This window comes from Bacillus rhizoplanae (assembly GCF_917563915.1).
Lineage (GTDB): Bacteria > Bacillota > Bacilli > Bacillales > Bacillaceae_G > Bacillus_A > Bacillus_A rhizoplanae.
In genome coordinates this window covers 40717-56564 of the sequence record NZ_CAKJTI010000007.1, presented here as the reverse complement: position 1 = coordinate 56564, position 15848 = coordinate 40717, and the positions used below count along the sequence as shown (strand labels likewise).

Here is a 15848-nt window from a genome sequence, read left to right as displayed (position 1 = left end):
AGTCGGCGTTTTCTTCATCCCCCACTGATGGAAAGCCCGCCCAATTGGACTTTTACGGGCAGTTATCCTCCACCTATCTTCTTCGCTTTTCTTTCAATCTTGAGGTGGGGGATCTTACTGCCCGCGAATAGTGGGATAACGAAAAGAGCCGCAATACATGCGGCTCTTTCTTTCATTACACACCTTTATACGCTTGCATATATACCTCTTTTAGCTCTGAAATAAGTGGTAATTTCGGATTGGCTGTTGTACATTGATCTTCAAATGCTCTTTCAGAAAGTATATCAACAACTGCTTCAAATGCTTCTTTTTCAACACCTTGGCCAGCAACACTCATATTAATGTTTAATTCTTTTCCAAGAGCGATAATGGCTTGTACTAATGATTCCACGCCTTCTTCTACTGTGCTTGCTGGAAGACCAAGCATTCTTGCGATATGTGCATAACGCTCATCTGCAACAAAGTACTCATATTTAGGGAACAGCGCATGTTTTCTCGGTTTGATTGCATTATAGCGAATAACATGCGGCATTAATATCGCATTGGCACGTCCGTGCGGGATATGAAACTCCGGTCCAATTTTATGTGCCAAACTATGGTTAATGCCAAGAAACGCATTAGCAAATGCCATTCCAGCTATCGCTGAAGCATTATGCATTTTCTCACGCGCCTCTTCGTCATTTCCATCTTTATATGCACGCGGTAAATATTTAAATACAAGATCAATTGCTTTTAAGGCTAATCCATCTGTATAATCGTTTGCCATAATAGATACATACGCTTCAATTGCATGTGTTAATACGTCCATTCCTGTGTCAGCAGTTACATGCGGCGGTACCGTCATAACAAACTGCGGGTCAACGATTGCAACATCTGGTGTTAATTCATAATCAGCTAGTGGATATTTAATATTGTTCTTTTTATCTGTAATAACTGCAAATGGAGTAACTTCTGATCCTGTTCCAGATGTTGTCGGAATGGCAACAAACTGCGCCTTATTTCCTAGCTTTGGATATTTACATGTACGTTTTCTTATATCTAAAAATTTTTGTTTTATACCAAAGAATGCTGTTTCTGGATGCTCATAGAATAGCCACATTCCTTTTGCTGCGTCCATCGCTGACCCACCGCCAAGAGCAATAATCACGTCCGGCTTGAAGCTTCGCATCATTTCTGCTCCTTTAAATACGGTTTCATCTGATGGATCTGGTTCTACTTCAAAGAATACTTCTACCTTTACATCATTCATATGTTGACGTAAATAATACGTTACTGTATCAACATATCCAAGCTTCACCATTCCAGGATCTGTCACAATAAATGCTCGTGAAATATTCGGCATTTTTGCTAAATACTGTGTGGCATGTTTTTCAAAAAAAATTTTTGGTGGCAGCTTGAACCACTGCATATTCTTTTTTCTGTTTGCAAGTCTCTTTATATTCAGTAAATGTGTTGCTGTCACGTTTTGAGAAACAGAGTTCTTTCCGTATGATCCGCATCCAAGTGTAAGTGATGGAATGAAAGCATTATATACATCACCAATTCCGCCTTGTGATGACGGCGCGTTTACAATAAGACGACATGCTTTCATACGTAATCCAAACTGCTTTTGTACTTCTGTATTCGTAGAGTGAATGACTGCAGAATGACCTAAACCGCCAAGCTCTAACATGTTTTCACAATGCTGCAACCCTTCTTCTAATGAATTTGCTTTTATACAAGCTAATACTGGACTTAATTTTTCACGGGATAACGGATAAGCTGCGCCGACTCCCTTAATTTCTGCAACGAGCATTTTCGTATCTTCTGGTACTGTAATTCCCACTAACGCTGCAATGTAATGAGGGGATTTCCCAACAATATCACTATTTACTGCACATGTATTCTCATTGATAACAAGTTTCTCTAATTTTTTTCGTTCTTCTGTTGTTACAAAGTAACAATTATTCGCTATCATTTCTTGTTTCACATCATTATAGATTTCCTTATCTACAATAATTGCTTGTTCAGAAGCACAAATCATACCGTTATCAAATGTTTTCGATAAGATTACATCATTTACAGCTCGCTTCACATGTGCTGATTTTTCTATATAACAAGGAACGTTACCTGGTCCTACCCCTAAAGCTGGTTTACCAGTTGAATACGCTGATTTCACCATTCCTGCGCCTCCTGTTGCTAGAACAAGTGCTACCCCTTCATGATTCATAAGTTGCTTTGTCGCTTCAACAGAAGGTCTTTCAATCCATTGAATGCAATTCTCTGGTGCTCCTGCCTTTACTGCAGCATCGTGCACTGTTTTAGCAGCTGCGATAGAGCATTGCTGTGCTGAAGGATGGAATGCGAAAATAATTGGATTTCTCGTTTTCATCGCAATTAACGCTTTAAACATCGTTGTTGAAGTTGGGTTTGTTACTGGCGTTACCCCAGCAACCACACCAACCGGCTCTGCAATTTCTATAACTTCCTCATGAGGATCCTCACGAATAATCCCCACTGTTTTATCGTTTTTTATACTATTCCAAATATATTCAGTTGCGAAAATATTTTTGATGCATTTGTCTTCATACACACCACGCCCTGTTTCTTCAACAGCCATTTTTGCTAGTGGCATATGTTGATCCACACCCGCAAGCGCCATTTCATGTACAATGTTGTCAATTTGTTCTTGTGTAAATCCTTCTAATGCTTGTAAAGCTTGCTGACCGTTTTTCACTAACGTATCAATCATTTCTGTTACTTCTTGCATTTCATTTACAACTTTCTCTTTGACTGCCATGTAATTTCCTCCTATTCCGCTTTTGGACATATAATGTCCCTAAGGGTCTAAATATGTCCCTATTAGCTAAAAAAATAGAACTACCTTTTCTACATGAATCCTATTGTTTGTGAAATATTTCACATAAATATATGTGAAGCTTCTCATTTCATGCTTTTTACTATACACGAGATCTTTTCATTTGTGTGTGTCCAATTTGTGAAAAATTTCACAAATTTAAAATATAAAAAACAAGCACTACTGAGTGAAGTAGTGCTTGTTCCATTATGCTAATGCTCGTGCTAAATCTTCAACTAAATCTTCTCCGTCTTCAATTCCAACTGAAATACGAATTAATGTATCTGTAATTCCTAGTTCCGCACGGCGCTCTACTGGAATAGAAGCATGTGTCATTTGAGAAGGAATTGAAATTAAGCTTTCTACTGCACCTAGACTTTCAGCAAGTGTAAAGTATTGTACTTTCTCAAGGACAGCGTTTAATGTTTCTTCGCTATCTACATCAAATGAAATAATTGCACCAAAGCCATTTGCTTGCTCTGCTGCTAAGTCATGATTATAGTGACTGCTAAGTCCTGGATAGTATACTTTGTTTACTTTCGGATGATTTTGTAAGAACTCAGCAATTGCACGAGCATTTGCTTCATGCTCCTCCATACGTACTCCTAACGTTTTTAAACCACGTAGTAATAAAAAGCTATCTTGTGGTCCTAAAATACCGCCTGTTGAATTTTGTACGAAATGAAGCTCCTCTGCTAACTCTGCACGATTTACAGCTACTACTCCAGCAACAACATCACTATGACCACCTAAATATTTTGTTGCACTATGAAGTACAATATCTGCTCCAAGAGAGATTGGTGTTTGCCAATACGGTGTCATAAATGTATTATCAACAATTGTTAATAAGTCTTGTTCTTTAGCAAGTGCTGCAATTTGTTTAATATCTGTAATTTTTAAAAGTGGATTCGTCGGTGTTTCCACATAAATTGCTTTTGTATTTGGAAGAATTGCTTCTTTTACTACTTCTAAGTTTGTTGTATCAACAAATGTATGTTCAATTCCAAAGCGATTTAATACTTTTGACATCACACGGTATGTTCCGCCGTATACATCATCTGTTAAAACAACATGATCCCCTTTAGAGAAGAGCATCATCACTGCTGTAATTGCTGCCATACCTGATCCAAATGCAAATCCTGCATGACCATTTTCAAGAACAGCAATTGTTTCTTCAAGAGCTGCACGAGTTGGATTTCCCGTACGTGAATATTCGTACCCTTTATGATTTCCTACCCCTTCTTGTTTGTACGTACTTGTTTGATAAATCGGTACTGTCACAGCTCCAGTTGAAGGTTCTCCGATATGAATACCATGAATTAATTTTGTTTTTTTTCTCATTTTTTATTCCCACCCTTTGTATATATGCTTACTCAAATAGCGTTCACTGCTATCTGGAAAAATTGTTACAATATTTGTGCCCGGTTTTGCTGTCTCTGCTTCTAATAAGCTTGCATGAAGCGCTGCACCCGAAGAACTGCCAACAAGAAGTCCTTCTTTTTGTGCCAATTGTTTCACACGTGAGAATGCATCACGATCTGAAATCGTATGAATAGCATCAAAATATGTTGGATTCAGAAATGGCGGTATAAATTCAAGTCCAATTCCTTCTGTTTCATGGGAGCCGGCTTCGCCTCCATTTAAAATTGAGCCTTCTGGTTCAACAATAACTGTTTTAATCTGTTGATTTTGCTCTTTTAAATATGACGCCGTTCCCATAAATGTTCCACCGGTACCAGCACCAGCGACAAATATGTTAATGTTTCCGTCTAGTGCTTCCCACAGTTCAGGACCTAATGTTTTATAATATGCACGTGGATTTGCTTCATTAGCAAATTGACATGGAGAATATGAATTTGGAATTTCTTCAAGAAGCTCTTCTGCTTTTGCAATAGCACCTGTCATCCCTTTTGAGGTTGGTGTATGAACAATCGTTGCACCAAGAGCTTTCATAAGTTCTTGTTTTTCAATACTAAATTTCTCTGGAACGCAAACGATAACATGTAAATCATGCTCAAGTGCTGCAAGTGCCAATCCAATTCCTGTATTACCAGCTGTCGGTTCAATAATTGTTCCACCTGGCGTAACAAGCCCTTTAGCAAGAGCATCTTCAATTAATTCTCGCCCTAACCGATCTTTCACACTTCCTCCCGGATTATAGAACTCCAGCTTCGCAAAAAGCCGAACACCTTCTGGAAGTAGAAAGCGCGTGATTTCAACAAGCGGTGTATGTCCAATTAGGTCATGAACACTGCGATACACTTTCATCGTATTTCCTCCTTACCTAACACCTCAAAAGAAAAAGGCAACTGTATGTATTTTTTATATATGAAACAGTTGCCTTTTTGCTACATTACTTTAACTCTTCTAATACTTTTACGATAAAGTTTGTAGAATGAAGAGCTGCTTGATCTAAAAATTGGTCGAATGAAATATCTGATTCCTTACCAGCGATATCAGAAAGTGCTCGAATGATTACAAATGGCACTTTATATTGATAACATACTTGAGCAACTGCCGCTGCTTCCATTTCTACTGCATATAGATCAGTAAATTTCTCACGAACAAACGCAACGCGGTTTGGATCGCTCATGAAAGAATCTCCCGTTGCAATCATACCTTTTACAACTTGAATACCATCTGCTGTTTGCATACATTTTTCAGCTAATGCAACAAGTTCCTCATCCGCTGGAAACCCTGCTGGCATTCCTGGTACTTGACCATACTCATAGTTAAATGCAGTTACATCTACGTCATGATGGCGAACTTCTGTTGAAATCACAACATCTCCTACATTTAAAGAGTGGTGGAATCCACCAGCTGAACCTGTATTAATAATTTTTTCCGGCTTATAACGCTCTAATAAAATCGTTGTTGACATCGCTGCATTTACTTTACCGATACCAGACTTCAGCAAGATCACTTCATGTCCTGCTAGTGTACCCTTCGTAAATTCACAGCCTGCAACTGTCTCTGTTTCTGCTTGTTCTAACTTATCACGTAAAATACGTACTTCTTCTTCCATCGCTCCGATTACAGCAATTCTCAATCTAATCCCTCTTTCTATTGCTTCGTTGCCTCCATTACCCAAACATAATGATTCATGCGGGTGAACGTGACTTGAAAGCCATTGTTTTCAAAAATAGATTGCATGACAGGAATACGAGTATAGTATTCCGTTTGTAAATCATTTGCTAACTGATGAAATCCTTGCTCCTGCGCAGCTTCAACAGTTTTATCATATGCCTCTTGATCTCCAAATATCGTGTCAGCAAACACTATTTTACCACCTTTATTTAGCAATTGACTATACTTCGCAATTGCCACATTTTTTTCTTTATCTGTTAAGTGGTGAAAAGCATAGGTACTAACAATTGTATCAATATGCGAAGGGACAACAAAGTTCAGAAAATCACCTTCTGTAACTGATACATCTTGCGGAAGTTTTTGTTTCGCAATCGTACGCATTTCTTGTGACGGCTCTATACCATAAACATTGTAACCGGCAGCTAATAATCTATTTGTTAAGTTGCCAGTACCAACACCAAATTCTAAAACATTTCCAAAAGATTTATTTACTACATCCTCTAAAATTTCCTCATAATGAGCGAAAACTTCTTTATATTGTACATCTTCGCCCTGTACGAAAGAATCATACGTATGAGCCCATTCATCAAATAGTTCATTAAATTCTGTACCCATAAAAATTCCCCTTTTTCTTATCGGATTTATCAGTATAATATGCCTTATACACTAAAAAGTCAACAAAAATGCACATGGTATTTCTTAGTCTACTTTGATACACTAAACTATGAACATGCGAAAAGAGGTGTGATTCATGTCGTTTACATTTGAAATGATGGAAGATAAAATTGAATTTTTTGAAGCAGCTAATTTAACATCGCTAGAGAAGAAAATCAATGAACAAATTGATAATAATAAGGCACTTATGATGGGAGTACATCACGTTTCACATCAAATGATTATGGATCCTGAAAGTAAACGACCATATTATAGCGCTGTTGTCCATTTTAAATTGAAAAAATTGCGCTAAAAAAGAGAGAGGCTTTATCACCTCTCTCTTTTTTAATTTAGGACTTGAACAAGCGTTGGTTTCCAACCCTCATTTTCTACCCAATCAATATTTACATAATATTTTTTACCTGTTTGTTTATCTTGTACATTTCCGTATGCTTTCTGTTTTCCGCTATTTCCAATACGGTGAATCACCAACTGATCTGCTGGGGTATCAATTGCATAAGCAATGGCCTTTATCATCTCATTCCAGTCAGTACTTCCTTTTTGGAATGTCATTGCTGGTGATTGACCTTGCTCTGTACCAACTGGCTTCCAAGCTGGTTTTGTATATGCTTCTGTCGCTGTTGCAATTGTTTTCTCTGCGGATACTTTTTCATTTTCTTTTGCTTTTGCTTCTTCTTCCGCTTTCTTTTTCTCTTCCTCTTCTTTTTTCTTTTGTTCTGCTGCTTTCGCGTCTGCTTTCTTCTTAGCTACTTCTTCTTTTTCTTTCTTTTTCGCAGCTTCTTTTTCTTTTTCAGTTTGCTGTGCTACCTTTTTATCACTAGAAGCAACTTGCTCTGTATTATCAGAAGTAAAGAATAGTTGATATGCTACAATCACGACCGCTAATAACACGATACCAATTGCAATGTTCAAAACACCATTTTGACGACGCCTTTGTTGCTTTTGTTGAAATCTAGTTCCTGCCATTATTCAAACCTCCATGACATTTTTCATACTTGTTATTGTAACATCAAATGCACAAAGGTTGAAGGATTAGGACTACTTTTTCACAAAATGAAAATATTTCTTATCACTTTCTCTTGTCTTCCCATTTAGCAATCGCTTCTACATAATCAGCAAAAATGCGTGGTACAACATTGTCTTGCCTATTCGTTTCTAAATCAACGACGACTAAAGCATAGCGAGGGTTTTCATACGGAAAGTAACCAGCGAACCAACGATTTTCACGATTTTCTTTCCCTGTTTGTGCAGTTCCTGATTTCCCTGCTATTGTAAGTGGTAATGATTGATAAGCAGAGCCTGTACCATTTGATGCCGTTACAACATCTCTTAATAATTGCTGCACTTTCTTTATCGTATTTTTTTTGAGTGTTTTCCCTCGTAGTAGATGATCTTCAAAATGAAATAATTTCGTTCCGTTTTTATATGTAATGCCCCGAACAGCTTTGACTTCTTTCTTTTCACCTCCTCTTGCAATTGTTGCCATCATATTGGCAACAGCTAGCGGTGATAACCGAACATCTTTTTGACCGATTGCAGTTTGTGCAATTGCTTTTCGAACTGTTTTATCTCTTTCATCACGCCAAATCGTTCCCTCTTTTTCTTCTACGAGTTGCTGAAATAAAGATGTATGAAAAACAGAGCCCTTCCATCCAACGCTGTTCGCTGCCCCTAACGCTTCTACATACTTCTCAATCATCATTTTATCTTTTTGTAAGAGTTCATGCCCAAGCACTGCAAACGTACGATTACAGCTGCGCGCAAAGCTTTCTGTAAACGATAGCGTCCCCATCAACCTATCTGCTTTCCCTTCTCCGTAAAGATCCATATCACAGTCAAATCTTCGCTTTGCTGTAAGTATTCCTTCCTCAATGGCAGCAGCTGCAATAACTGTTTTAAAAACAGACCCTGGAAAATGCGGGATAAGCATTTGATTACTTGCACCTCGCTTATACGCTTCCTTGTTGTCTGTATGTAAAGACGGCTTACTCACCATCGCTAAAATTTCATTCGTTTGAATATCAAGTAATATAAGACCACCTTTCACAAGTTTGTACTGATTAATAAGTTCTTCCGCTCTCACTTGTAAACTTTTATCCAATGTTGTTTCTATAATGAGTGGATAAAAAGGATTAGCAGGATATGTATACTTAACGTTTTTTCCAAAAATCGGTTCTCCTTGCCCATCAACATGATACAGTATTTTTGCTTCTCCATCTGATAATAAAAACTCATCAAACGAGCGTTGTAACCCTGAAATACCGATCGGTGTTTTCTTCTTTTCTTTTTCCCCGTACCTCTTTACAAACTGCTTCTCATTTTCTCCAGTAATTCCAATGAGATGCTCTGCTATGATGCCATTCTGCTTCAATCTTGCATGTGCTGCTACAATACCTGGAATCTTTAAATCGTTAATTCGCTGCATTTGTTCTTTCGTTAAATTCAATGGCTTTTCATCTTGTTGAAATACAACAGGCTTGTTTGCTATTTGTATTTGCTGCTCTAATTCTTTCTCTCGCACTCCGATGATATGAGCAATCTTTTGCACCGGCCAGTTCGTACTTTTTAGAAATGGAAATAAAATTAGAACTGTCTGATCATCATCCACCAACTCTTCACCATTTCGATCAGTAAAACGACCGCGTCCATCATCTACAATAACTGCCTGTGTACGCTGAGCAACGCTTTTTTCAATTAAATTAATATGTTTATCTGTAAACGACTCCGTTTCCACAAGCTGAATTTGTATTAAACGGCCAAGTAAAATAAACATCATACACATAAAAGCTATTAAAATTATGATAATTCGCTGCTGCATTTTCATAAAAAACACCTCGTCTTTCATTGTTGACGAGGTGTAATTCTTTTTATACAAACAGACAGAAGAAATTAATACGAAGTGCAACTTTCACCTATGAGGATTTTCTTCATTTTCTCTGAGTCTTGAAATGAAAAAAGCTAACTCACCATACGATGAGTTAGCTTTTTATGTTTTACTTTACAGAAACGATTTTTACGCGCATATCTCCGCCTGGCGTTTGTACGATTACTTCTTCGCCAATTTGCTTACCCATTAAGCTCCTCGCGATTGGAGAATCGTTAGAAATTTTGCCTTCAAACGGATCAGCTTCCGCGCTACCAACGATTGTATATGCTTCTTCTTCACCATCTGGTAACTCTTGGAAAATAACTGTTTTACCAAGCGTTACTACTGTAGATTCTTCACCGTTATCTTCAATAATAACTGCATTGCGAATCATGTTTTCAAGCTGTGTAATACGACCTTCTACGAATGCTTGCTCGTCTTTTGCTGCATCATACTCAGAGTTCTCAGAAAGGTCACCGAAGCTACGCGCAATTTTAATACGCTCTACAACTTCTTTACGTCTTACTGTTTTTAATTGTTCAACTTCATGCTCTAACTTTTGTTTCCCCTCAAGTGTCATAGGGTATGTTTTTTCTGTTGCCATGTTTTCCACTCCTTTTATATACCAATCCCCTGAAAAAAAGAGGAGTTCAATATGAAAACTCCCCCGCCTTATCATATAGCGGAGGTTTCTAGCACAATGACACTAGTGGAGTTGTCACATACAACCCCGTATTTTTCCAATCCTTCCTTATATAAAGAAGATATGTATGGAAATTTCATATAAATATGCCCCCACCTAACATTAGGTGAGGTTGCATGTTTCATTGTATTCGATAGGAAGGGAAAAAATCCCTTCTTATCGTATATCTTTTACTATGCTATTACAAATTCACTTTTTGTTCAAGAATTGTTGCAATTTTTGTAACCATAATATCGATAGCAACATGATTTTGTCCGCCTTCTGGAATAATAATATCCGCAAATTTCTTAGACGGCTCAATAAATTGATTGTGCATTGGACGCACAACATTTACATATTGTTCAATAACAGAGTCCATCGTACGGCCGCGTTCTTTAATATCTCGCTGCATACGGCGTAAGATGCGAAGGTCAGCATCTGTATCAACAAACACTTTAATGTCCATTAAATCGCAAAGACGTGGATCTTCTAAAATAAGAATTCCCTCTAGAATAATTACATCTTTCGGTTCTACTGGAATAATTTCTTCCGAGCGTGTATGCAATGTGTAATCGTATACAGGCTTCTCAATCTGCTTATACGCAAGCAACTGATGCAAGTGCTCAATTAACAAGTCATTATCAAATGCTAACGGATGATCATAATTTGTTTTTAAGCGCTCCTCCATTGGCAGATGAATTTGATCTTTATAATAATAATCTTGCTCTAAGATTAAAATAGAATGACCTTGAAATTGATCAAAGATTGCTTTTGTTACACTTGTTTTACCTGAACCTGAACCACCAGCGATTCCAATTACAACAGGCTTGTTCGTCCCCATTCAACTACCACTCTTTCTTATTGAAGTATGCTTTTTCGCATCATGTTGTTCACATACACTGGTCGATCCACTTTGAATTTCACGATTTGCAACGGATGTCTCGCTGCATCTAATTCGTTTCCATCCTCATCCCAAATTTTTTCCACCGTTTGTGTAAAGTTTTCAATTTCTGGTCCAAAGAACTCAACTTCATGACCTGGTTTGAAGTAGTTACGCTGCTCTATTGTCACAATGCCTGTTTCTTCATTATAATCTAACACTAAACCAGCAAAATCATACGTTGTTTTCTTACTATGATTTCCATACATTTGCTCTTGATACCCAGGAACGCCTTCAAAGAATGCAGGAGCTGTATCACGATTTGCACATTTATCAAGTTCTTCTAACCATTCTTGTTTAAACTCGAAGTTGTCTGGATCTGCACAATATGCATCGATTACTTTACGATACACAGTTGCAACAGTTGCAACATAGTGAATTGATTTCATGCGCCCTTCAACTTTCAAGCTGTCAATCCCAATTTCAATCATTTTCGGGATAGATAAAATAAGATTTAAGTCTTTTGGACTCATTGCAAAAGGAGCATCCCCTTCTTGGAATAAAGGAAGTTCTCCTGCTTCTTTATGTTGCGATACTGTTTGAATTAAGTCATAATCCCAGCGGCAAGACTGACAGCAGCCACCGCGGTTAGAGTCACGTGCCGTCATATGATTACTTAATGTACATCTTCCAGAGTACGCAATACACATTGCACCGTGGACGAATGCTTCAATTTCAATATCAACGTGCTCTTTGATTTCTTTCATCTCTTCATAGCCTACTTCACGTGCTAATACAAGACGATGCAATCCTTCTTCTTTCCAATACTGCGCTGCTTTCCAGTTGGATAATGATTGTTGTGTACTTAAATGCACTTCAACAGAAGGCGCTACACGTTTACACGTCTCAATAATAAGAGGATCTGCAACGATAATACCCGTTACACCAGCTTTTTCAATCCCTCTTAAATACTCTTCTAAGCCATCCATATTTTCATTATGTGCGAAGATATTTGTTGTTACGTATATTTTCGCACCATATTTCTTTGCAAATTCAACGCCTTCTGCCATTTCTTCTAGCGTAAAATTACCTGCATTTGAGCGAAGACCAAATTCTTGTCCACCTAAATATACAGCATCTGCACCGTAATGGATAGCCACTTTTAGTTTTTCTAAGTTACCTGCTGGTATTAACAACTCAGGTTTCTTTACAATAACACGTTTTCCGTCAATTACACGTGAAATTTCTTTGACAGTCATATGCTGAACCTCCTTTTTAATAAACCGTTTCTTTGAAGAAGAATCCTGTATCTAACGGGCGATTTAGCGGTTGGATTTCTTCAATTTCTTTATATAAATTGTCTTTTACATCATAATACGCATCGCGATCTTCTACGCATAAATCGATAGCCTTACGATATCTCTTCGTTACTTCAACAATGTATTCTGAACTTTTTAATACACCATCAATTTTTAAGCTATCGATTTCAGCATCGATTAACTCTTCTAATTCATCGATAAAACAAATATCATTCGGACTCATAATGTGAGTGCCGTTCTCATCTTCATAGACTGGATATTTATTATTACGTTCTTTATCATGTAAAAACATGTTTTCTTCATATTTCTTCTTTTCAATTTCCATATCGCGGCCTTGATACTCAAAGTAGTTTCCTACTAAAGAACGCTTTGATTGGAACATGCATGTCATTCCGTGGATTTGTACTTCCACTTCCACCTCTGCATTCTCTTTTAATTCCACAATTTCATCTAAGCTTAATTCGCGGGCAAGAACAGCGCGTTTTGCACCCTTACGTCCCCAATAGTTACATGTAAACCAGTTTGTTGCTGTTGTTTCTGTATTCCAATGCATTTGCATATTTGGTGCCACTTCACGCACTGTCATTAATACAGCTGGATCTCCAAAGACAACTGCATCTACATTTACTTCTTGTAAAAATGCAACGTAATCTTTTAAAGCTTCTATTTTCTCATTGTGGAACATCGCATTCATTGCAACATACACTTTCATATTATTTTCATGTGCAATAGCTACTGCTTCTTTTACGTTTTCACGAGAGAATTCACCAGCTAAACGTAAACCAAACTTTTGTTCACCAATCATTACTGCATCTGCACCTGCTTTTGCAAGTGGTGCAATATCCGCCACTGTTCTTGGCGTTACTAACAACTCAGGTTTTTTCATTATACGTCACCCCTTCTTTTTACTCACTGCTACTCCGTCACCAATTGGGAAAATGGTCGTATCATACCCTTCATGATTCATGAGCCACTCATTATACGTTTTAATTCTTCTAATTAAACCGCGTGTACGTCTATTTTCAATGTGCTCTTTTGTCGTCACAAGACCGTGATATAGTACATTATCTGAAATAATAACGCCGCCAGGATTTAATAACGGCTCGTATATATCAAAAAAGCGACGATATTGCCCTTTTGCTGCATCAATAAAAATGACATCAAATGCGCCATGTTCTTTTACTTGCTCCCCCGTTTCTAAAGCATCTCCAAAAATCACAGAAATGCGTTCTTTTACTGGGGAACGATTTATATATTCAAGTGCTTTTTCATATCGATCCGCATTTCGCTCTACTGTAACAATGCGTGAATTCGGAATGGCTTGCATCATGCGAATGCTAGAATATCCAATTGCTGTACCAAGTTCTAATATGCTCTTTGGCCCAATTAAACGCAAAAATTGCAACATAAACTCCATACCGAGACGATCCATAATTGGTACATGATACTCACTCGCATACTGTTCCATTTCAAGAATCAGCTCATCTTTCGGATCGATAAAAGACTGCAAATATTCATAAACTGCATCTTGTTGCTCCATAGATAGTCCTCCTTATCGCATGGAGAAGTAAAAAAGAATGTTGTCTCTTTGGAAAGAAAAATACAAGCTTGCTCTATCCTTAGCTTGTACGTCCCGTTTCTATATTAAAAACGATTCTTCTACCAGTTTTTAACCCGATATATTTTATCATAAAAAAGAGGGATATGCGAATTTTTCTCGCTTCCCTCAAAAAATTTACGATTGCTTTTGTGTAATATATTTTTGTTTTAACGCGTTATGTTCTTCTAACGTCTTCGCATAATACACTTGACCGTCTGGTGCTGCTAAGAAATAATAATAATCTGTTTGTGCAGGTTCAAGTGCCGCTTCTACTGATTTTACACCAGAATTCGAAATTGGTCCAACTGGTAATCCTTTCACAACATATGTATTATACGGAGAATTTACTTTTAAATCCTCATATAGTACACGTCCCTTATGCTTACCTAGTGCATATAGCACTGTTGGATCTGTTTGCAGCGGCATTCCTTTTGCTAAACGATTATAAAACACACTAGCAATATTTTTCCGATCTGTATAACCCGTTGCTTCCTCTTCGATTAAAGAAGACATTGTCAATAATTGATGAACATCCAATTGTCTTTCTTTCATTTTTTGCGCGTTTTGTTCAATCAATTTATTTGTTTTATCAAGCATTGGCGTTACGATTTCTTCTAACGTTACTTGCTTTTTATAGTACGGGTATGTAGCTGGATATAAATAACCTTCTAATGGATACTTAATATTGCTATCAAAAATTTTATCAGTAAGCAATGTTGGATACTTCTGCTGGAGTTTTTGCACAAATGCTTTATCATTCAACTGACGAATAACATCTTCTTTATTTAACTTAAATTCCTTTGCTATTAAATCAGCAATTTCTACAACTTGTATTCCTTCAGGAATCGTTAGCTTATAATATGCTTCACTATGCACCTTTCCAGCTGTCATGCTATCTGTTACTTCCGCTACACTCATAGACGGACTCAATAAATAATTTCCCGCCTGTAAGCCGCGTTCTGACTTCATTTTTACATATAATCCAAATATCGTTCCGTTTTTAATAATTCCATTCTCCTCCAAAATCTCTCCTATCTTACTTGTAGAAGAACCTTTTGGAATTTCTACTTCAATTTCCTTTTTACTCTCTGCATTAAGCGGCTTTAAAGCTGAGGCAATATATGCATATGCAGAACCACAAACAACAAGCAACGCAATGAAAATAGCTGCAATTACTCGTCTTCGTTTTTTTGTTTTCATTTGATTCACTACCCTATGTCCTCCTTATTTCAAATTGTATAATGTACTCGCCTACTCTATACAACAACCTACGAAATACTAAAAAACATGTCTATTCTTTAGACATGTTCTTTCTTTTTTCTACAATCTGTATCATTATACTACAAATAACTATCTACTTTCGACAAAAAATCTTTCATTCATCGCACAAATATGTTTTCAGTTTACTGACAAGAAAATAATTAACAGTCTTCAAGCACACCATACCTCATTTGTTCCCCCATCCAAGAACTTACATCACGCCATTTCACATTTTTAGCTGCGATCCAACTTACATCTTTGGAATTATCATCCTCTAGTTTCCAGCCGTACGTATTTGCCCAGTAAAACGTATCATCCTGTAAGAGAAGAGTAGCATCATAAATAATTGAATCATAATTCGCCGAACTTGGAATGATATGAAATTGCGTTACACCTTCAAATACTAATTCAATTGCTGATGGATTATCAAACTGTCTCTGAAAAAGTATTCTTACATTTGTATCAAGTTCAGTTGGTACTGCCATAGATAGCTCTTCACCTACATAACTTTCCGTCCACATATATAATTCTTTTAAACAACTATCGTGAAAGTAACCAAATGTTTTAAGAAATGCTTCTATATCTTCCGTTCCCTCTATTTCATTCCATTTCATATGAATAGCTCCCTTTTCCACAAAACATT

General features: G+C 37.2%; 15 protein-coding genes. 1 reads left to right on the top strand and 14 read right to left on the bottom strand.

Going from position 1 to position 15848, the window contains the following annotated elements; genetic code table 11:
- Positions 1-175 precede the first annotated feature (175 nt).
- The 5 genes from adhE to LRP84_RS09250 all read right to left on the bottom strand — a co-directional run bounded on the left by adhE (position 176) and on the right by LRP84_RS09250 (position 6538).
- Positions 176-2779, bottom strand: a complete 2604-nt coding sequence (gene adhE, locus LRP84_RS09270) for a bifunctional acetaldehyde-CoA/alcohol dehydrogenase (protein ID WP_230574820.1) — start codon at positions 2777-2779, stop codon at positions 176-178.
- Positions 2780-3043: 264 nt separating this feature from the next.
- Positions 3044-4177, bottom strand: coding sequence for a bifunctional cystathionine gamma-lyase/homocysteine desulfhydrase (locus LRP84_RS09265; RefSeq protein WP_230574819.1), 1134 nt, complete (start codon positions 4175-4177; stop codon positions 3044-3046).
- Between the two features lie 3 nt (positions 4178-4180).
- Positions 4181-5104 (bottom strand): O-acetylserine dependent cystathionine beta-synthase, encoded by a 924-nt coding sequence (locus LRP84_RS09260; protein ID WP_230574818.1) that lies wholly within the window; start codon positions 5102-5104, stop codon positions 4181-4183.
- A gap of 85 nt (positions 5105-5189) precedes the next feature.
- Positions 5190-5885, bottom strand: a complete 696-nt coding sequence (mtnN, locus tag LRP84_RS09255) for a 5'-methylthioadenosine/S-adenosylhomocysteine nucleosidase (RefSeq protein ID WP_230574817.1) — start codon at positions 5883-5885, stop codon at positions 5190-5192.
- A gap of 14 nt (positions 5886-5899) precedes the next feature.
- Entirely contained in the window at positions 5900-6538 is a 639-nt protein-coding gene (locus LRP84_RS09250; RefSeq protein WP_230574816.1) for a class I SAM-dependent DNA methyltransferase, read from the bottom strand.
- Between the two features lie 136 nt (positions 6539-6674).
- On the opposite strand from LRP84_RS09250, the gene LRP84_RS09245 reads away from it, so the two are divergent.
- Entirely contained in the window at positions 6675-6890 is a 216-nt protein-coding gene (locus LRP84_RS09245) for a YrzA family protein (protein WP_230574815.1), read from the top strand.
- A 32-nt stretch (positions 6891-6922) separates the two neighbouring features.
- On the opposite strand, the gene LRP84_RS09240 is transcribed toward LRP84_RS09245, so the two are convergent.
- The 9 genes from LRP84_RS09240 to LRP84_RS09200 all read right to left on the bottom strand — a co-directional run bounded on the left by LRP84_RS09240 (position 6923) and on the right by LRP84_RS09200 (position 15819).
- Positions 6923-7567 (bottom strand): YrrS family protein, encoded by a 645-nt coding sequence (locus LRP84_RS09240; protein ID WP_230574929.1) that lies wholly within the window; start codon positions 7565-7567, stop codon positions 6923-6925.
- Positions 7568-7667: 100 nt separating this feature from the next.
- Positions 7668-9422, bottom strand: a complete 1755-nt coding sequence (locus tag LRP84_RS09235) for a peptidoglycan D,D-transpeptidase FtsI family protein (protein ID WP_230574814.1) — start codon at positions 9420-9422, stop codon at positions 7668-7670.
- A gap of 169 nt (positions 9423-9591) precedes the next feature.
- The gene (gene greA, locus LRP84_RS09230) at positions 9592-10068 is read right to left on the bottom strand and encodes a transcription elongation factor GreA (RefSeq protein ID WP_230574813.1); all 477 of its coding nucleotides are present in this window, start codon (positions 10066-10068) and stop codon (positions 9592-9594) included.
- A 280-nt stretch (positions 10069-10348) separates the two neighbouring features.
- Positions 10349-10987 carry a uridine kinase gene (udk, locus tag LRP84_RS09225; RefSeq protein ID WP_230574812.1) on the bottom strand — a complete coding sequence of 213 codons (639 nt, stop codon included), beginning with the start codon at positions 10985-10987 and terminating at the stop codon, positions 10349-10351.
- Positions 10988-11004: 17 nt separating this feature from the next.
- Positions 11005-12285 carry a peptidase U32 family protein gene (locus tag LRP84_RS09220; protein ID WP_230574811.1) on the bottom strand — a complete coding sequence of 427 codons (1281 nt, stop codon included), beginning with the start codon at positions 12283-12285 and terminating at the stop codon, positions 11005-11007.
- Between the two features lie 16 nt (positions 12286-12301).
- Positions 12302-13231 carry a peptidase U32 family protein gene (locus tag LRP84_RS09215; protein WP_230574810.1) on the bottom strand — a complete coding sequence of 310 codons (930 nt, stop codon included), beginning with the start codon at positions 13229-13231 and terminating at the stop codon, positions 12302-12304.
- 6 nt (positions 13232-13237) lie between these two features.
- Positions 13238-13885: an O-methyltransferase gene (locus LRP84_RS09210; protein ID WP_230574809.1), complete on the bottom strand. Its 648-nt coding sequence runs from the start codon at positions 13883-13885 to the stop codon at positions 13238-13240.
- A gap of 195 nt (positions 13886-14080) precedes the next feature.
- Positions 14081-15145 (bottom strand): endolytic transglycosylase MltG, encoded by a 1065-nt coding sequence (gene mltG / locus LRP84_RS09205; RefSeq protein WP_230574928.1) that lies wholly within the window; start codon positions 15143-15145, stop codon positions 14081-14083.
- 221 nt (positions 15146-15366) lie between these two features.
- A complete protein-coding gene (locus LRP84_RS09200; protein WP_230574808.1) occupies positions 15367-15819 on the bottom strand; it encodes a hypothetical protein in 453 nt (150 codons plus the stop codon).
- Positions 15820-15848: the final 29 nt, after the last annotated feature.